The organism is Psychrobacillus sp. AK 1817 (genome assembly GCF_008807035.1).
Classification (GTDB): Bacteria; Bacillota; Bacilli; order Bacillales_A; family Planococcaceae; genus Psychrobacillus; species Psychrobacillus faecigallinarum.
Map to the genome: position 1 here is coordinate 3,190,467 of NZ_CP031739.1, position 18,809 is coordinate 3,209,275.

Genomic DNA, 18,809 nt, shown 5'->3' on the forward strand with positions numbered 1-18,809 from the left:
CCTTTTGGGTCTGCCTCTCTTTTTTTCTATAAACCTAACGGGGGTGAGACGATGAAAAAGCGTTTTAAAATTACAGCTCAGGAAGGTATTCATGCTAGACCGGCTGCGTTATTAGTTTCAAGTGCTGCGTCTTGTCGGTCATCAATGGAATTGAGTTTCAATGGTAAGTCAGTAAGCTTGAAGTCAATACTTTCAGTTATGACCTTATCTATTCCTGTAAATTCAACCATTACTATTTCTGCTGACGGCGACGATGCTGCTGAGGCACTAGAAAAGCTAGCTGAAGTCATACTTTCTCATGGGATTGGTGAACTATGCGAGAGTTAAAAGGGATTCCAGCTTCAACTGGTGTCGCGATTGCAAAGGCGTATAGCTTTGTAGAACCAATTCTTTCATATGATCAAAACCATATCCAGGAGGCAGAAATAGAGGTAAATAGACTTAAAAACAGCATTGCTAGTACAAAGGAACAGCTCCAGTTAATATATGCAGCAACTCGTCAACATTTGGGAGAAGAAAAGGCTGCTATTTTTTCTGCCCAGCAGCTCGTTTTAGAGGATCCTGTTTGGATTGCGGCTATTATTGAACAAATCAATGAAGGGAAAAATGCAGAGACAGCTTTAACTGAGATTACAGACATGTACAGGGCGATGTTCCTCGCACTAGATAATGATTACATGAAAGACCGAGTTATAGATATTCAGGATGTCTCAAAGAGACTACTTGCCGACTTATTAGGAGTAAAATTGCCTGATTTGAGCTTGATAGATTCTGAAATAATTATAGTAGCAGAGGACTTGACTCCCTCGGTAACTGTTCATTTGAACAAGCAATATGTTAAGGGAACTATCACTAACATTGGGGGGACTACTTCTCATTCAGCAATATTGGCTCGTTCATTAGGAATTCCAGCAATTGTAGGTACAAAAACAGGGACCTTAGATATCGAAGATGGTACATTGCTTATTATAGATGGTGAAGAGGGAAGAATAATAATCGATCCACCAGAAGACGTAAAAATGTTTTATCTTACTAAACAAAAGGTATTAGAAGAAAGAGAAGAATTGTTGAGAAATTACTTTTCCATGTCTAGTGTTACGATGGACGGGCATCAGGTTCATCTTGTTGCAAATATTGGAGCTCCTGAGGATGGAGAAACAGTTCTTTCTGAAGGTGGGGAAGGTATTGGTTTATTTCGCACCGAATTTATGTACATGAATCGCAATAGACTACCAGATGAGGAGGAACAATTTGAAGCTTATCAAGCTGTAATTTCCAAGATGGAATACAGACCTACCGTGATTCGAACAATGGATATTGGTGGAGACAAGGCATTGCCTTACTTAGAGCTCCCAAATGAAATGAATCCTTTTTTAGGTTATCGAGCTATCCGGATTAGTCTAGATAGGCAGACAATTTTTCGTACACAGTTGCGAGCTCTCTTAAGGGCAAGCAAATTCGGAAAGTTAAAAATTATGTTTCCTATGATTTCCACACTGGAGGAGTTTAGGACTGCGAAGTCAATTCTATTTGAAGAAAAAGAAAAGCTTTTAAATGCAGGAGTTATTGTATCGGAAGACATAGAAGTTGGGATGATGGTGGAAACGCCTGCAGCTGTAATGATTGTGGATTTATTCGCTCAGGAGGCTGACTTTTTTTCTATCGGAACAAATGACTTGATACAATATATGTTTGCGGCGGATCGTTTGAATGAACAAGTATCCTATTTATATCAACCATATCATCCTGCAATTTTAAGAGCAGTTCAAAAGGTTGTAGAGGCAGCACATCTTAACGGAAAATCGGTAGGTGTTTGTGGAGAAATGGCTGGTGAGCAAATTGCTATACCTCTTTTACTTGCATTAGGCGTGGATGAGTTGTCGATGGATCCTTCGGTTATTTTGAAAGCTAGGTCACAAATAGCTAAATTGAATCACGAAGAATTAAGGAAGCATATGCAGCACATATTAACATTGGCAACGGATAAGGATGTAACAGAATATGTAAAATTACATCTCCTGTAATCTTACTTCTTTTCTTTTGCCTCTAAATATGTAATGATGAAATATCAGGTGGAAAAACTTGAACAGATTAGATCATTGTTAGGAGGAGATTGGAATGGAAGAAAACACTGGTAAAGTTGAGATTGGCGATATTTTTACTGTTATAGATGAAAATGACCAAGAACAAGATATTGAGGTATTAGGTTTGTTGGAAATTGAAGGAGATACTTATGCAGCTGTTGGCTTTGCGGATGAAGTACAAAAAGAAACAGATGAAGATTTCGATGTATTTTTCTTACGTATTGAAGGCGAAGACGAGCTAGCTAACATTGAAAGCGACGAGGAATTTGAAAAAGTATCTGCGGCATTTATGGCTGCTGAAGCTGAATAATTTTCTTTTCTACCCCCACTTAAACAGTGGGGTTTTTTTATTTATAAAATTATTGATAATAGTGCCTTTCAAATGGCAGTATTAACTATACTCTATCCAAATATTGTTCATTCACTTATTGGATTAACTTATCATAAACCCCACGGAAAGTGTCCGCCTAAGCGTAAATCAAATTATATAATAGAAATTATGAAAAATAATTCTTAAATGTAATTTCTTACAATTTGATACAATAAAGATAGAATTGTATATATTTTCAATTGTTTAAGGAGGAGAACCGATGAAACATGCACTTGTAATTGGTGGCACAGGAATGCTAAGAGAAGCAACTCTACGACTTCAAGAAAAAAAATTCAACGTAACAGTGGTCGCAAGAAATCAAACAAAGATGCAAAAACTTTTAGAGGAATCCTCAGGAGCACACACAATTACACCTTTATATGTGGACTATAGCAATGAGCAGCAATGGGAAGAAGAGATACAAAAGCTTATAAAGGAAAAAGGAGAAATTGATGTAGTTATTGCATGGGTTCATTCATATGCAAGCAAAGCTTTACCAACTTTAATAAAAGCAATGTCTAAGTGGGAGCACAACTGGAAGCTCTATCACATATTAGGGAGTAGTTCGAATGTGGAAGAGACTAGAAACGGCCTTCCAATTTCACAAAATTGCTCATATTATCAAGTCCAGTTAGGATTTATGCAAGAAGGCAATACATCCAGATGGCTAACACATTCAGAAATTTCGAAAGGTGTAATAGAAGCGATTACCAGCGATCAAGAAAAGCGCTCATTTCAAATAGGTCAGATAGAGCCGAACTGAGAATATAAAGCATAAAAAAACAATGAAGAAAGAGAAGAAGTGTTATGTCTAATAACTCTAATCAAATACGAGCAGACCTAGTTCCAGATTGTCAAAATTGTTTTGGACTATGCTGTGTTGCTTTACCATTTGAGGCTTCCTCTGATTTCGCCTGCAATAAAGACGGAGGAAGACCTTGTCGGCATTTACAGTCTGAATATCGTTGTGGTATTCACAGTGAGTTAAGAAACAAAGGATATCGTGGCTGTACTGTTTTTGAATGCCTTGGAGCAGGACAGAAAGTATCTCAGCAGACCTTTAAAGGAATGGATTGGCGAGATAATCCTAACATAGCTAATCAGATGTTTCTTGCCTTGCCAATTATGCAACAGCTACATGAAATGCTTTTATATTTGTCGGAAATTCTTTCTTATGATAAAACATCTTCTTTACACAAGGATGTCCAAGTATTGATAAATAAAACAGAAGAGTTAACATCCTTGGAAATAGAAAGTCTTTTAACGGTGAATATTCCTTTACATAGGGTGCTTGTAAATGAAATCTTGATAAAAGCAAGTGAATTAATACGCTATGAAGCAATGAGAAATGGCAGCAAAAATAAAAAAAATTCCCAGCTTTCAAAAAGAGGAGCAGATTTAATTGGGGCTAAGCTTAAGCGAGCGAATTTAAGAGGTGTCAGTTTTAGAGGCGCATACCTTATTGCTTCTGACTTACGGGAAGCAAATTTACGAGAAGTCGATTGGATAGGAGCAGATTTAAGGGATGTAGATTTAAGTGGAGCCGATTTAACTGGTTCGTTCTTCCTCACTCAAATGCAAATTAATGCGGCAAACGGAGATATTTCTACTAAGCTACCCGACAGACTAAAAATTCCTACTCATTGGAGAAAATAAAATTGTTTGAAGAGTATAATTTGAGATTGATTGATAGGGTCACCATATTAATATTTTGTCGGGTAAGTATATAGCTTTATTGCGATGTATCAATAAATATACAAACAAGCCCAATAAAAAAATAGCTGCTGCTAGAAAACTAAAGATACGATGCATAAATCATTGAAGAAAGGTGATGATAAATAGAAAGAAAGGATGATCCATATGGAAGATTATAAATTTGCGGAACTAGATAGCGAGCAATTACAAGAGCTAAGTGAACTGGAAGAAAGGCTTGGCGTTACTCTGATCGCTTATAATGCTGCTTTACACGAACCTACTATTATAAGTGATCAATCATCTCCTATAACTTAATGTGGTAAATGAAGGGAACATTTTCTAACTAGAATTTGTTCTTTTTTTATATAAGTCAAAGGATATAATATTTTTTTTAGTAATAAATAGAACGTACGTTTCATACAATGTTGTAAAAGGAGGAAACGGGCTTGCGTATTTTGGTATTAAAAGCTTTAAAATATCATCAATTAGTAGAGATGATTTATATAAAGGATAATGGGGAAATTAGCAAAAGAAGAATAAAGGTAATAAGTATAAAAGCTGATTCATTTCAAGCATATTGCTACTTAAGAAAAAAAAAGAGAACCTTCAAAATGAACAATATTTTGGCATTTGTCCCTCTAACAGAAAAAGAAAAGTATGTAATATAAGAAATGCTTAAACGATAGTATAAATGGCTTTCAAAAAACAAAAACTAGAAATAGGAGCAATTAAAAAAATTGCTCCTATTTCTAGTTCTTACTTTAAAAAAGTAGAGTGCATATTGAATGCACTCAGTCAATATTTGGATATAAGTGAAGCGTTTACGTTTGTTTGTCTATTTCCGTCATCGTTTGATAGTGTAACGGGCAGGTCAAAAATATGGTTTCTTAAGGTTACTAATGCACCTCTATTCAAGAAAACAATTGCCAGACCGCTATTTTGCCTTGTACCACGTGTCTCATAGTATTTTGGGATTGGTTTTCCATTAACGAATATTGCAGTCGGTTAATTTTATTTACTTTAACCGATTAAGCTCTGCATTATCCTCTTTAGACTGTGCCTCCTTAAATCTGTTTAATATTGTGTAAGAAAGACTTAAGTAGACCGACCTCTTATTAGGAACTGTTCGTTCCGTGAGTATAAGAAAGCATGTGTAAAGTAGAATAACACAGCCTCATTTTTTTCCTTAACATCAGTAGCCGCAGAAGTGCCAGTAGTTCCTCGACTACCTTTGAAACAGCAGCAAGGATAATTATCACATCCTAACAGCATTTCCATTAAAGGAACTTGTAAATTCATTTTCACCCCCTCTGTCACATCCTATTATTTTTTAATGTGTTGATAGAGGTCAAAGGACTACTTGTCTAAATTATTTTAAAGAATAAAGACCTTTTTTAATAAACTCCATACATTGGTTTATATTTTGTGATATTTCCTTGTAGTAAGTACTACTTTAAATTATATATTTTAAAGAGTTAATCATTTTATGCTATTTGATAAATTCTTTTTGAAACATTTACTTACTATTCCTTCTTCATTAATGACCTTCCTTTCCTCCCATATATTTAGAAGTCGTCGAGTGTAATGGTATTGCTTTGACATAAAACAATACATATAATAATATTCTTTTATAATAGATGGAAAATTCGGTAAAAGGAGGGCGTGTAATGGACATCACAAAAGAGTACGCTAGAAAGCTAGATAAAGAGGACACCCTGAAAAAATACCGTACAGAATTTTATATTCCTTCTGGAACTGTCTATATGGATGGGAATTCATTGGGGCTGCTTTCGAAAAGGGCTGAATCAGCAGTATTATCTCTTCTCGACTCATGGAAGAATTCAGGCATTGATGGTTGGATGAAGGGGCAGCATCCTTGGTATTATTTTGCGGAAAGGCTGGGAGGGATGTGTTCACCGTTAATTGGTGCTATGGAAGAGGAGGTCATCATTACCGGTTCTACCACCTCAAACCTTCATCAATTGATAGCTAGCTTTTATAAGCCCCATGGCAGCCGAACGAAAATATTAGTGGATGAATTGAATTTTCCTTCCGATTTATACGCGGTTAGTAGTCAGCTGGCGCTTCATGGATATGATCCAAGCGAGCATATGAAGATAGTAAGAAGCCAAGATGGCATGCTATTGGAGGAAGTGGATATTATCCAAGCAATGACAGAGGACGTGTCATTGATTGTTTTGCCGAGTGTACTTTACCGCAGTGGACAAATATTGAATATGAAGCTGTTAACAGAAGAGGCTCACAAAAGGGATATTTTAATTGGTTTTGATCTTTGTCACTCCATCGGAGCTATTCCACATGCCATGGATGAATGGGAAGTTGATTTTGCCTTTTGGTGTACATATAAACATTTAAATGGAGGACCAGGGTCAGTCGGAGGATTATATGTTAATCGTAAACACTTTGGAGTTGGCCCAGGACTTGCTGGTTGGTTTGGGTCAGATAAGGATAAGCAGTTTGACTTAGACATTAAAATGACGCCTGCTACTCAGGTCGGCTCATACCAAATAGGGACACCACATATTTTGAGTGCAGCCCCATTGTATGGTTCTCTTCAAATATTTCAGGAAACTGGCATAGCACGAATTAGGGATAAATCATGGAAACTAACAGAATATATGCGTTGTTTAATAGATGAACTGCTAAGTGAATATGCATTTCAGAATGTCTCTCCACTGGAGCAGGAAAGAAGAGGAGGACACTTATTTCTAATACATGAGGAAGCGGCAAGAATTTGTAAGGCATTAAAGGAAAAAGGCGTAGTTCCTGACTTCCGTTCCCCTAATGGCATTCGTTTGGCTCCGGTTGCTCTCTATAATACCTTTGAGGAAGTATGGGAGACCGTTCAATTTTTAAAGGAGATTATGGAAAAAGAGGAGTATTTGAAATTCTAAAATAAACGAGAAGTAATTGCCTAGGAAGGAGTGAGGAATTGTCCGAACAATTTGCTAAACAAGAGGATAATAATTCAAATGAAAAGGGGATTCATACTAACTTTCAGCAGGATATGACCTACGGTGAATATCTTCAGTTAGATACTATTCTGGCTAGCCAAAAAACCTTATCTACTCATCACGATGAAATGCTATTTATTATCATTCATCAAGTAAACGAGTTATGGATGAAGTTAATCCTACATGAGCTAACTAGTGCTATACAGGCTATTCAAGCTAATAATCTACAATCCGCCTTTAAAATGCTAGCGAGAGTAACGAAAATACAATCACAACTTATCCAAGCATGGGATGTGCTGTCTACATTGACCCCTGCTGAGTATTTAGAGTTTAGGGATCATTTAGGTAAGTCCTCTGGATTTCAGTCATATCAATATAGGCAGATTGAGTTTGCTCTTGGCTATAAAACAGCACATATATTGAAAATTTATGAAAAGGACACGAAGCTGCATGAACAGCTAGAGAAGGCATTTCATGCACCGAGCATTTATGATGTCTCGATTGAAGCTTTGTCGAGGGGCGGTTTTTTCATAAATCCTGCCCTTCTGAATAGAGATTATTCTATAACGTATTCTGGAGACAAGTCAGTGGCAGATGCATGGAAGACTGTGTACCAAAATGTCGATCAATATTGGGATCTTTATCAATTGGCTGAAAAGCTTGTTGATATTGAGGATTGGTTACAGCAATGGCGTTTTCGTCATATGAAAACAGTGGAGAGAATAATAGGCTTTAAGGTTGGGACTGGTGGTTCATCAGGAGTCAATTATTTGCGCAAGGTACTCGATCATCGATTTTTTCCGGAGCTTTGGGAACTAAGAACTGACTTATAGGAGGAAGAAAGATGTCTAAAAGATGGATAGACATTACACAACCGTTAACGAACCAAATTGCAACATGGCCGGGAGATACTCCTTTTCATTTTGAAGTGGCTCACACAAAGGAGCAGACAGGCTCTGTTAATATAGGTCAGATAACAGCTAGTGTGCATACTGGAACTCATGCGGATGCACCTTTTCATTTTAATAGTAGTGCGGCTACGATCGAACAGTTAGATGTTAATCATTACATTGGACCAGCCAAAGTAATAGATGTAACTGGAATACCATGGGTTGGTCAAGAAGAGTTAATGAATTTTGACCTAGATGGAGTTAGGCGGCTAATCTTAAAAACAAAAGAAAAGGTTCAAGTTGAAAAATTTCCAGAGGATTTTACCTTGTTAAAAGAAGATATTGGTGAGTTTCTACAGAACAAAGGAATATTCCTGTTAGGCTTAGATATTCCCTCAGTAGATGCAGCTGATAGTAAAGATTTACCGATACATCATACGCTATATAGGAATGGGGTACACATTCTAGAGAACTTATATTTGCAGGATGTATCTGCTGGAGACTATGAACTGATCGCTTTGCCATTAAAAATTGTTGGAGCAGATGGAAGTCCTGTTCGTGCTGTTTTAAGAAAAATGTAAGTGGATAATGTTTATATGTAGTAAAAAAGGATGGATAAAGCTGTTCCGCTTTTATCTATCCTTTTATTTTCTCGTAACGACAGTAAAATGTATGAACAATGGATGGCTGATTTCCGCTTTAGGTGGGCGCTTTCCGTAGGGTGAGCGATAAGCCCACTGAAGTCGTAGTCAGTCGCTACAATCATAGAGTGTAGCAAGAAGAAAGTAAGAAGGTTGCTTAATTATTTAAAGATTTTTCTTAACAATCCTGTCTTAAAATTTATTAGGAAATTGTTTTACGACTCCATTTGATAATGTATCAGCTAGCTGGATGATATGATCTAACCCCTTATCTAAAGCAACAATAGATGCATCCCAATCTTTTGCCAGTCTTGCCGTAACATCCTCTGTTATTAAAGCTAAATGCATTTCCAACATTTCCTTTAATTCTGCTTTTTGCCAATTTGGGTTGGCTTTGCTAAGGAACTCGGCTATGTCGTCAGCATTTTTATACCACTCTTTATTGTATTTTTCCAAATCAGCTTTGTTACCTCTTTTTGCCGCATCCACTACGTTTCCGGCGATGAGGATATGGTCCTTTAACAGCGCAGTCAATTTATTGCCTGCAGCTTCTCCATAATAAGTCTTGAAAGCATTCCCAATATCCTCCTGATTTTTTAATAACCTCGCTAGTACATTTTCTTGATCGTCCAGACCTTCCAAAGCGCTCACAATATAAAGTCTAGTCCACATGACATGTTCTGTCCAAAGCTTTCTTAAGTCACCCTTCAATTGACATGCTTCTTGGCTAAAACACTGTTCTTGGGATCCGGTTTCAGCTTTTGTAGTTAATGGTGAAACAATCAAAGCAATAGACATAAACAATAACGCTAACTTCAAAGAATGTTTTTTCATACTATCTGCTCCTTTTTAAAGAATTAGAAAAATGTCTTTATTACTTTGGTTTTTTTCTCTAATTTTATCCTTCTTAGCAAAAAGAGTACTTAAGCTTTATTCTTAAGTACTCCTTTTGCTATATTTAAAAGAACTAACCACCAAGGGAATCCTGATAGTTAATCACTTCGATCAGAAATAACTTCAATTATAAATGCAAAAATTATAGACCTTATTCTTCAGTTGTTTTTTCTCTATCCAAATTTGACAATCCTGTAAACTATCAGAGAAAATCACCTAGAAGAGTGAGAGAAATCATACTCTATCCTGTATTTTCTGTTTATACTTAAGATAACATAGTACGTAAGAAGAACAGAGGAGTGAGCTTTTTGAAAAAGATAGTTGTAGTTGGTGGTGGAATTACTGGACTTTCTGTGATGCATTATTTGCATCTGCTTAAAAATGAAAAAGCTTTAGATATGGAAATGACTTTAGTGGAATCGAATGATTATCTTGGAGGAAAAATCCATTCAGTTTATGAGGACGATTTTATCATGGAAGTTGGTGCAGACTCCATAGTAGCACGTCACGAATCAATATTGCCCCTTGTGGAGGAACTTGGTTTACAAAAAGAGCTAGTATATAACGCAACAGGAATTTCCTATATTTATACTAATAATGAGTTGCATGCAATACCAGCAGACTCAGTTTTTGGAATCCCTACAAGTGTGGAATCGCTAGAAAGTAGTTCACTTGTTTCTGGGGAAGGAAAGCAGGAGGCACTGAAGGACTTAGAGCTAACTAACGAAAGCTTTACAAAAGAAGACTCAATTGGTTCGTTTTTAAAATACTTCCTTGGAGAAGAACTAGTAGAAAAACAAGTAGCTCCAGTTTTATCAGGTGTATATTCAGGTGACTTGGACAAGCTAACCTTGGAAACAACTTTACCCTATTTAATTGATTATAAAAATAAGTATGGAAGCATTATTAAAGGGCTTGGGGCCAATAAGGAGCAATTCCAAAAATCTGCTAACAAAAAATTTATTTCATTTAAAAACGGTTTATCTACACTTATTAATCAAATAGAAGATGAATTAAAGGATTCTAAAATTATAAAAGGTGTTCATACAACAAAAATCGAGAAAAAAGGGGAAAGTGAGTACAGCGTATATCTGTCAGACGGACAAATAATAGAGGCAGATTATGTAGTGCTGACCACACCTCATCAAGTTGCACAAGAAGTGCTAAATAATGAACAACTGAATGAGGACTTCAGCAAGTTTAAAAATTCTTCGTTAATCAGCATATATCTTGGTTTTGATATATCCGATGAACAGCTGCCGGCAGAGGGGACTGGTTATATTGTTTCGGAGAACTCAAATGTGAAATGTAACGCTTGCACATGGACTAGTCGGAAATGGGAGCACACCTCAAAGAATAACAAGCTATTAGTCCGTATGTTTTATAAGAGCACTAATCCAGAGTTTTCAAAGATGAAGCATATGAGCGAGGAAGAGCTTGTAGAAGTGGCAATGCAAGATATTCAACATAGCTTGAAGCTTGATGGGAAACCTCAAGTAGTTGAAGTAACGAAATGGAACGATTTAATGCCAAACTATCATATGGCACATGCGGAGGCTATCAAGTCTATTGAGAAAAAAATGTCTACATTATTTCCTCAAGTCATACTTGCTGGTTGCTCATATTATGGAGTTGGTATTGGACCTTGCATTAAGAACGGGAAAGAAACAGCAAAACAAATTATTGAAAAATTAAGTTGAACACTTTAAAAAAGGACGTTTGTTAGAAGGAGGAATCCTTCTACAAATGTCCTTTTTAAGTTATTATTCGTACATACTTTAGAAAACTCTAGAACTCCAGTATGAATAGTAGTTAGCGTACAAGTGCTGAGCCGTTCTTTGCCTTTTTCAGTTGAACGACAATAATAATGCTTATAATCACGAGTAGAAACCAAGAGCTAATCTTCCCAATATGAACGATGGACCACACTTGTTCTTGGTTAGGATATTGCCAAGCACCTAAAAAGGTAGTGATATTCTCAGCGATCCATATGAAAAAACCAATTAACAAAAAGGATAAGACGATTGGCATTTTATAAACCTTTTCCTTTACTCGAAAGCTGACGACAGTCCGGAAGAAAACAATAAGTAAAAGAGCCTTTAAAAACCAGCGTATATCGAAAAAGTAATGATGTGTAAAAAAATTAAAATAAATAAGAGCGCCAATAATTGTAGCTGAAATAGAAGGTGGCCAATGATAGATATGTAAGTCGAACCTTCGCCAAGCTTGACAAATATAACTTGCGACACTTGCATACATAAAACCGCTATAAAGCGGTACTCCCCAATTTTGCTGTATGCATTCTCTGGATATGACCAAGATCCCATATAGGTTTTAAAGAGTTCCAATGCTAAACCTATTACATGAAATAGACAAATGACTTTAAACTCATCCCATGTCTCTAACTTTGAAATTAGCATAAATATTTGGCCAACTATACAAATAATAAGTATGAAATCATAGCGGGGCAGGTATGGTATAGAGACTATCTTAGAAAGAGCTAAAGCTCCAAAAATAATGACAGGAAATATGCATGAAATTGCTTGTAAATAGCCAAAATGTATAAAGTTTTTCACGTTCTCGCTTACCTCCTCTATGTAGAATTTTTTAAAGTTGTTATGTATTTTGCATGAAAGTAAACATGCATTATAGAAGGAGACGAAAAGTAATAATGTAAGTTTCCAAGGTAATAATAGTATATAAGGACTATGTTATTTGTATAATACTTAGAAAAAACTCCTACCTAAAGAATGAAATATGAGGTATAATATTCATCGTGAATTGGAACTATATAAAATAGCCATTTTAGGGGAAAGTTCGATAAAGGAGAATATGTGTGACTACTGAAAATATTAATGTAGATAGAAGAGTGAGAAGAACAAAGAAGATATTCAAGTCTCATTTTATAGATTTAGTGAAAGAAAAAGGATATAAAAATGTTACGATAACTGATGTTGTAGACAGAGCAGACTACAATAGAAGTACTTTTTATATATATTATAAGGATAAAGAAGATCTTGCCGAGGAGCTTGTAAAAGAAACTTTAAAGGATCTAGAATATGCCTTTCACAGTCCATTTTTAGGAAGTTCGGTAGTTGATTATGGTAAAATTATTCCTACCTCGAATGCTTTCTTCAGACATTTATATGATCATAGAAGGGTGTACAGTCTTTTATATATATCAGACACTATACCAGGCTTTCAAGAGAGTTTTTTAAATAAATTTAAGAAAATATTTTATGGTATTACTTATTTAGACCAGTCTAATGAAGTCATCGGGATTAAGCATTTTAATACTTATAAAATGTATGGGTCGTATGGAGTAATATTAGAGTGGCTAGAGGGAGGGTGTATAGAAACACCTGAAGAAATAGCAGATACACTTTTAGAAATATTTAAAACATCGGAGAGTGCCTTTAAGCTAGAAAAGACAGCTATTAGAAAATAGCTGTCTTTTTTGCTATATAAATATAGGACTTCTATATCTATTGCTCACTAAAGTATCTTTTATGAGCAAAAAAGTGGGCTAGTAACTAATGTCACTACCCACCTCTTTGGAAACTATATATTATATTTTCTTTTCTTTCTCAGAATCCTCAAGCTTTTTATCATCTTTTTCTTCATCATTGATGATGTCTCTTGTAGAAGTTTTAAATTCTTTTAAAGTTTGACCAACTGCTTTTCCTAGTTGAGGCAGTTTGGAAGGACCGAAGATAACTAAAGCTATAATTAAAACGAGTATTAGACCCGGGATACCTATATTTGGCATATTGTTTCCTCCTTGTCTGTAATATAAATGTTGACGCATGTTAACTATAACACATCATTACAGAAAAATGGTCTCTTCTAGCTTCGATTCGTTGACTAATCTATACCTATATAAGAGATTACACTAATTCTTTTGATTTTGTCGCTGATACTAATTGTCCGCCACCGTTTTTAAGGTATTGTACCATACCTTCTGTTGCTCTATAAGTAAGGGCAGCAGCTGTTGGTGTTGGATTAGTCGGTCCAAAGTGAGGGAAAGCAGAAGCTCCACACACAAATAAGTTTTCAGCATCCCACATTTGAAGATAATTGTTTACTGCAGATGTTTCTGGATTGTCTCCCATGATTGCTCCACCAGCGTCATGCTGGAATGTGAATCTTCCACCAAAATGTTCGGCCATAGGGATTACATCTATAATGTCAGCACCCATTTCTTTTACTACATCCGCACATTTCTCTACTAGGAATTCGTTACGCTTATGGTCCTCCGCAGTGTAGTCGAATGTAACACGAATTAATGGATCACCATTATCGTCTTTATAAACAGGATCTAGATCAAGGTAGTGATTTTTATTCGGTAAAATGGCTCTTTGAGAAACAACGGTTACATTTCTATGGAAGTAATGTAAAGAGTTTTTCTTGAATTCTTTACCCCAAGTTGGTGTTCCAAAAGGAGCAGGATTGTTAGCAATTGGTTCATTACCGAATAAGTGCATTTCAATTTGTCCACCATGGATAAACTCAACTCCATTATGGTCGAAATTATCTGCATTGAAATCGTTAAATGCAGAACCTAAAGAGCCAGTACCGATGAAGCTATTGAATTTCTCTTCTTCAAAGTAACCGATTGCTCCAGTAATAGTATGGTGATCTGTGTAGTTCTTCCCGATAACCCCGGTACCTGTTTTCGGATTATAAGGCTGCCCGATACCAGACAAAAGAAGTAGGCGGACGTTATTAAATGTATAGCTTGTTAATGCTACTACGTCAGCAGGCTGTTCAAATACTTCACCAGTTCTGATGTCCTTATACAATACTCCAGTTGCTTTGCCATTCTCATAAAGTACACGAGTTACTAAAGAGTGGGTACGCAATTCAAAGTTACCTGTTTTCTTAGCAGTAGGTATAACTGTAACGATTGGATCTGCTTTAGCTCCGTATTCACAGCCATAGTTACCACAGAAAGAGCAGTACTGACAAGCGTTTAGTGTTTCCCCATCTGGATTTGTATATGATTCGGATACGTTTGCTGTAGGAACGACAAATGGGTGATGTCCAAGTTTTTCAGCAGCTTCATGAAACATCTTCATTTGTTTTAGTTTCTTTAATGGTGGTGTTGGATAGTCAATTGAACGGGGACCCGCTAAAGGATCTACCTCCCCAGAAATACCAGCCATTTGTTCAAACTTGGAATAGTAAGGTTCTATTTCATCATAGGTAATGCCCCAGTCTTGAATAGTTACATCTTTTCCGATTTTACCTTCTCCATATTTTTCAATGGTTTTACTGCGAATTTCAAAATCGTAAGGGAAGTAGCGATAAGTTTGTCCACCCCAGTGGGCACCACCGCCGCCAGTTCCAGTACCAACAACTAATGCTGACTCATCGCGAACTGGACGAGCTTCGTCATTTAAAGTGTTTCGAAAAGTAATAGTATCCTTGTTTAATTTTTGCATTAACTCTTTACGAACGTTGTACTTTAATTCATCATGTCCGTGCAGATAATCCTCAATAGATCTTTCAACTCCACGTTCAAGACCGACCACTTTATAGCCTGCTTTTGTTAGCTCAGCAGCAACTATTCCGCCTGTCCAACCCATTCCAGTTGTTACAACGTCCACCTTTGGTAATTTTGTAACCATAACCTTAGTAACCTCCATTTTTTAAATAGCTTAGTGTTTATGTCCACCTAGACTTACAGGTGGTATTGATACGAATTCTTCTTTATCTAAATAGGCAGTGTACGACATTTGAGCTCCTGGGAATTCTTTCATCTTCCAGCCTGCCATATCCTTATTTCCTCCATATAGTGGATCAGCGAAACATCCTTGAAGTGTTGCAGATCTTAATGAATTAAAGAATACTGCAGAGTTGATAAATTGCATTTCTACTTCACCCATTTGGAATGCAGTTAAGATAGCAATTTGTTGTTCTTCCGATAGATCTTTGAATAGTGCTCCTTCATGCTGCTTCTCTGAAACCTCGTTTAGCTTGCGAACTCCTTGTAAAAAGATTTCACTGTTATCTAAAGGAATTTCTCCAGCCTTAAATGGACCTTTTCTATAGTCATCGGCATTACTTCCCCATGGGCTAGCTAATTGTTTATCGATAAAATACGGTGCTCCTAAAGCAATTGCTCCTGGGCCATGCTCATCTTCTGGATAGATAAGCTCAGTAGCAGCTGCAAGTGCGTCGAAATCCTTTTGACGAACAAAAAACTGGCGTGTCTCACTATAATCAACTGACTTATGAGCTGTTTCGACTCCAGATTTAGTAGTACTTTCTTTTCCGCCAACTAAGCTACCAATAGCTCCACCTAGTACTAAGCCTCCGACTGTAAGCCCTGAGCTTTTGATAAACTTCCGTCTCGAAGAACGTTTATCTAAAAAAGTTTCTTTGTTTTCTTGTTCTGACATATTTGTAAACCCCCTATTATAATTTGATTAATGGAATATTGAATGCCAATTGTAGATTAATAAAAATAAGCCTGTAAAAATTAGCAAACTGGCAATGAAATAGATTTGTACTTTTTCTGCCCAGCAAAGAACAATAATAGCTAAACCAATACCTGCGCCTAGTAATGCAAACCATGGGAAAGAACTATTAGAGAAATGAAGAAAAAGTGCAAAATCTGCTACTAAAAATAGAGCAAGTAGTACGTTATTTAATAAAACTAGTTCTTCTCTATTATAATTAGACATTATTATCCTCCTATATAAGACAAAATTTTCTTTAATATACTATTTCACAAGAACTATGTAACGAAAGAATTTTATCAATAATAAATATAATCTACAATCATTAATAAACTGATATTTGCCTACCTACACAACAGATTCTTTCTATTTGTCTAATTTTTAAATATAATTAATTATAAATTCGATTATATTGCCAATAAATTCAAAAAATACATCTTAGGTCTTAGTTGATTTCCTCCTGCAGACTGTTCAGTAAATCCTCTTAAATAAGAGATGATGAAGGAACAAAAAGAGAGCATCTTGTTGATGGGGTGGAAAAGTGGAGAAGACGGTCTATATTATATTAAGCGACACAAGTACATGGTTTTCTAAAATGATTGGAATGTATACGGGAAGAAACAGAAATCACGCGTCGATTGCCTTTGATGAGCAATTGAATGAGATGTATAGCTTCGGTAGAAAACAGAGATATAACCCAATTAATGGTGGCTTTGTTCAAGAAAACGCGAGGGGCGGGGTGTTTAAAAACGCCAACTGTTCTATTTTTCAATGCAAGATATCTTTAAGTGAATTTGAGCAAATGCAAAACAGAGTACTTGCATTTCGGGAGGAACAAGATAGGTATAAATATAATTTGCTTGGTTTGTTTGGAATTGCCCTTCGATTGAAAATTAATCGGGAAAATGCATATTTTTGTTCTCAATTTGTAGCTACGATTATGAATGAATCTTCTACTTTAAGCATAGACACTCCTACTTATTTAGTTCAACCACATCATATTGCAGAGCACCCAGCGCTTCACCAGATTTATGAAGGGCACTTTCAGTATTATTTTTTAAATAACAATTTAGGTGATGCATCTAAGTGGAAGGAACTTGCATATTAGCTACTTCCTTTCTCCTTTGCTAGAATATTTACTTTTACTTTTGGACAGAATGAAGACGAAGTAAAGTTTAAGCTTAGGAGGATGAAAGATGGCAAAGGATCATTCTAAAAATGAAACTAACCGCGAGACAGAGGATACACTGACAAATAGACAGGGGCATCCAATTACAAACAACCAAAATATAAGAACGGTTGGAAACCGTGGCCCAGCAACATTAGAGAACTATGATTTTATCGAGAAAATTAGCCATTTTGACAGAGAGCGAATTCCTGAACGTGTCGTTCACGCTCGCGGAGCTGGAGCACACGGGTATTTTGAAGCGTATGGAGCAGTCGGGGATGAAGACATTGCAAAATATACTCGGGCGAAGATATTTCAAGAAAAAGGTAAAAAAACTCCGCTTTTTGTACGTTTTTCATCGGTTATTCATGGAGGACATTCCCCTGAAACATTGAGAGATCCACGAGGTTTTGCAGTAAAGTTCTATACAGAAGACGGCAACTGGGACCTGGTTGGTAACAATTTGAAAATCTTCTTTATCCGTGATGCGATGAAATTTCCAGACATGATTCATGCTTTTAAACCAGACCCTGTTACTAATATTCAGGATGCAGAAAGATTTTTTGATTTTTGTGCAAGCTCACCTGAGTCATTCCACATGGTCACATTCATTTTTTCGCCTTGGGGTATTCCCGCAAACTACCGTATGATGCAGGGTTCTGGGGTAAACACATACAAATGGGTTAATAAAGAGGGAGAGGCAGTCCTGATAAAGTATCATTGGGAGCCAAAACAAGGAATACGCAATTTAACTCAAGCAGAAGCTGAAGAAATTCAAGCAAAAAACTTTAACCATGCTACGCAAGATCTATACGATGCTATTGAAAAGGGAGATTTCCCTGAGTGGGAGTTAAACGTTCAAATAATGAGTGATGGTGATCATCCAGAACTAGATTTTGATCCACTAGACGACACTAAGCTATGGCCTAACGATCAATTCCCTTGGATGCCGGTTGGAAAAATGGTTTTAAATCGAAATCCACAGGACTATTTCACTGAGGTGGAGCAGGTGGCGTTCGGTACAGGTGTACTAGTAGATGGCTTGGATTTCTCAGATGATAAAATGCTTCAGGGACGAACATTTTCGTATTCAGATACACAGCGACATCGTGTTGGAGCTAACTACTTACAGTTGCCAATCAATTCTCCAAAGAAACGTGTTGCAACCAATCAAACTGGCGGACAAATGGCATACCGTTTAGATAGAGGGCCCTTCCAAAATCCTCACATAAATTATGAGCCTTCAATTTTAGATGGCTTGCATGAGGCTGAACAAACTGGCAAAGAATATACTCCGATGATTAAGGGGAACTTAGTTAGAGAGTCGATAGATCGTCAAAATAATACGAAACAAGCAGGAGAAACTTACCGTAATTTTGAACAATGGGAGAAGACAGAATTGTTGTCTAATCTAATAAATGATTTATCTAAATGTGATCAAAGAATCCAAGACAAGATGATTTCCTTGGCAGAAGAAGCGGATGAAGAATACGGAAGACTTCTAAGAGAAGGTTTAAAAAATGCACCAAAAGGTGGCTCTAGTCAGCATCCGCTTGGAGATGTAGACGGTGAAAAAGCCCCACAGCAAGCAGTAGAAAATAGCCATGAATCAGATCCGTATTAATTAG

At 36.5% G+C, this 18,809-nt stretch carries 20 protein-coding genes and 1 pseudogene; 14 read left to right on the forward strand and 7 right to left on the reverse strand.

Going from position 1 to position 18,809, the window contains the following annotated elements:
* Positions 1 to 51 precede the first annotated feature (51 nt).
* The 7 genes from D0S48_RS15965 (at position 52) to D0S48_RS15990 (ending at position 4,817) form a co-directional block, all read left to right on the forward strand.
* Entirely contained in the window at positions 52 to 327 is a 276-nt protein-coding gene (locus tag D0S48_RS15965; RefSeq protein WP_144540764.1) for an HPr family phosphocarrier protein, read from the forward strand.
* The gene (ptsP, locus tag D0S48_RS15970; protein ID WP_144540767.1) at positions 315 to 2,024 is read left to right on the forward strand and encodes a phosphoenolpyruvate--protein phosphotransferase; all 1,710 of its coding nucleotides are present in this window, start codon (positions 315 to 317) and stop codon (positions 2,022 to 2,024) included. Before D0S48_RS15965 ends, ptsP begins: the two co-directional genes overlap by 13 nt.
* Before the next feature lie 94 nt (positions 2,025 to 2,118).
* Positions 2,119 to 2,394 carry a DUF1292 domain-containing protein gene (locus D0S48_RS15975; protein WP_151112651.1) on the forward strand — a complete coding sequence of 92 codons (276 nt, stop codon included), beginning with the start codon at positions 2,119 to 2,121 and terminating at the stop codon, positions 2,392 to 2,394.
* Between the two features lie 280 nt (positions 2,395 to 2,674).
* Positions 2,675 to 3,217: an SDR family NAD(P)-dependent oxidoreductase gene (locus tag D0S48_RS15980; protein ID WP_151112653.1), complete on the forward strand. Its 543-nt coding sequence runs from the start codon at positions 2,675 to 2,677 to the stop codon at positions 3,215 to 3,217.
* A 44-nt stretch (positions 3,218 to 3,261) separates the two neighbouring features.
* A complete protein-coding gene (locus D0S48_RS15985) occupies positions 3,262 to 4,110 on the forward strand; it encodes a pentapeptide repeat-containing protein (RefSeq protein ID WP_151112655.1) in 849 nt (282 codons plus the stop codon).
* A 204-nt stretch (positions 4,111 to 4,314) separates the two neighbouring features.
* A complete protein-coding gene (locus D0S48_RS20705) occupies positions 4,315 to 4,464 on the forward strand; it encodes a hypothetical protein (protein WP_191963819.1) in 150 nt (49 codons plus the stop codon).
* A 131-nt stretch (positions 4,465 to 4,595) separates the two neighbouring features.
* The gene (locus tag D0S48_RS15990; RefSeq protein WP_151112657.1) at positions 4,596 to 4,817 is read left to right on the forward strand and encodes a transcriptional regulator; all 222 of its coding nucleotides are present in this window, start codon (positions 4,596 to 4,598) and stop codon (positions 4,815 to 4,817) included.
* 427 nt (positions 4,818 to 5,244) lie between these two features.
* Here D0S48_RS15990 and D0S48_RS15995 read toward each other — a convergent pair whose 3' ends face one another.
* Positions 5,245 to 5,448 carry a hypothetical protein gene (locus D0S48_RS15995; protein WP_151112658.1) on the reverse strand — a complete coding sequence of 68 codons (204 nt, stop codon included), beginning with the start codon at positions 5,446 to 5,448 and terminating at the stop codon, positions 5,245 to 5,247.
* 368 nt (positions 5,449 to 5,816) lie between these two features.
* Here D0S48_RS15995 and kynU point away from each other — a divergent pair, with 368 nt between their 5' ends.
* From kynU to kynB, 3 genes are all read left to right on the forward strand, one after another.
* On the forward strand, positions 5,817 to 7,064 hold the full coding sequence (gene kynU / locus D0S48_RS16000) for a kynureninase (RefSeq protein ID WP_151112660.1): 1,248 nt from the start codon (positions 5,817 to 5,819) through the stop codon (positions 7,062 to 7,064).
* Positions 7,065 to 7,177: 113 nt separating this feature from the next.
* A complete protein-coding gene (gene kynA, locus D0S48_RS16005; RefSeq protein WP_151113849.1) occupies positions 7,178 to 7,957 on the forward strand; it encodes a tryptophan 2,3-dioxygenase in 780 nt (259 codons plus the stop codon).
* An 11-nt stretch (positions 7,958 to 7,968) separates the two neighbouring features.
* On the forward strand, positions 7,969 to 8,595 hold the full coding sequence (gene kynB / locus D0S48_RS16010) for an arylformamidase (RefSeq protein ID WP_144540782.1): 627 nt from the start codon (positions 7,969 to 7,971) through the stop codon (positions 8,593 to 8,595).
* Between the two features lie 252 nt (positions 8,596 to 8,847).
* Here kynB and D0S48_RS16015 read toward each other — a convergent pair whose 3' ends face one another.
* Positions 8,848 to 9,489 (reverse strand): glycosyltransferase, encoded by a 642-nt coding sequence (locus tag D0S48_RS16015; RefSeq protein ID WP_144540785.1) that lies wholly within the window; start codon positions 9,487 to 9,489, stop codon positions 8,848 to 8,850.
* A gap of 368 nt (positions 9,490 to 9,857) precedes the next feature.
* Here D0S48_RS16015 and D0S48_RS16020 point away from each other — a divergent pair, with 368 nt between their 5' ends.
* On the forward strand, positions 9,858 to 11,249 hold the full coding sequence (locus D0S48_RS16020; protein ID WP_144540788.1) for a protoporphyrinogen oxidase: 1,392 nt from the start codon (positions 9,858 to 9,860) through the stop codon (positions 11,247 to 11,249).
* 112 nt (positions 11,250 to 11,361) lie between these two features.
* Here D0S48_RS16020 and D0S48_RS16025 read toward each other — a convergent pair.
* Positions 11,362 to 12,125, reverse strand: a pseudogene (locus D0S48_RS16025) (DUF817 domain-containing protein).
* A gap of 260 nt (positions 12,126 to 12,385) precedes the next feature.
* On the opposite strand from D0S48_RS16025, the gene D0S48_RS16030 reads away from it, so the two are divergent.
* The gene (locus D0S48_RS16030) at positions 12,386 to 12,997 is read left to right on the forward strand and encodes a TetR/AcrR family transcriptional regulator (protein WP_191697842.1); all 612 of its coding nucleotides are present in this window, start codon (positions 12,386 to 12,388) and stop codon (positions 12,995 to 12,997) included.
* A 120-nt stretch (positions 12,998 to 13,117) separates the two neighbouring features.
* Here the strand turns inward: D0S48_RS16030 and D0S48_RS16035 are convergent, their stop codons facing one another.
* The 4 genes from D0S48_RS16035 to D0S48_RS16050 form a co-directional block, all read right to left on the reverse strand.
* A complete protein-coding gene (locus D0S48_RS16035) occupies positions 13,118 to 13,318 on the reverse strand; it encodes a twin-arginine translocase TatA/TatE family subunit (protein ID WP_144540803.1) in 201 nt (66 codons plus the stop codon).
* A gap of 118 nt (positions 13,319 to 13,436) precedes the next feature.
* On the reverse strand, positions 13,437 to 15,179 hold the full coding sequence (locus D0S48_RS16040; protein ID WP_144540806.1) for a GMC family oxidoreductase: 1,743 nt from the start codon (positions 15,177 to 15,179) through the stop codon (positions 13,437 to 13,439).
* Between the two features lie 30 nt (positions 15,180 to 15,209).
* Entirely contained in the window at positions 15,210 to 15,953 is a 744-nt protein-coding gene (locus D0S48_RS16045; RefSeq protein ID WP_151112664.1) for a gluconate 2-dehydrogenase subunit 3 family protein, read from the reverse strand.
* Between the two features lie 27 nt (positions 15,954 to 15,980).
* Positions 15,981 to 16,238, reverse strand: coding sequence for a hypothetical protein (locus tag D0S48_RS16050; protein ID WP_151112666.1), 258 nt, complete (start codon positions 16,236 to 16,238; stop codon positions 15,981 to 15,983).
* Positions 16,239 to 16,554: 316 nt separating this feature from the next.
* Here D0S48_RS16050 and D0S48_RS16055 point away from each other — a divergent pair, with 316 nt between their 5' ends.
* Positions 16,555 to 17,121: a hypothetical protein gene (locus D0S48_RS16055; RefSeq protein ID WP_151112668.1), complete on the forward strand. Its 567-nt coding sequence runs from the start codon at positions 16,555 to 16,557 to the stop codon at positions 17,119 to 17,121.
* An 88-nt stretch (positions 17,122 to 17,209) separates the two neighbouring features.
* Positions 17,210 to 18,805, forward strand: a complete 1,596-nt coding sequence (locus D0S48_RS16060; RefSeq protein ID WP_151112669.1) for a catalase — start codon at positions 17,210 to 17,212, stop codon at positions 18,803 to 18,805.
* Positions 18,806 to 18,809: the final 4 nt, after the last annotated feature.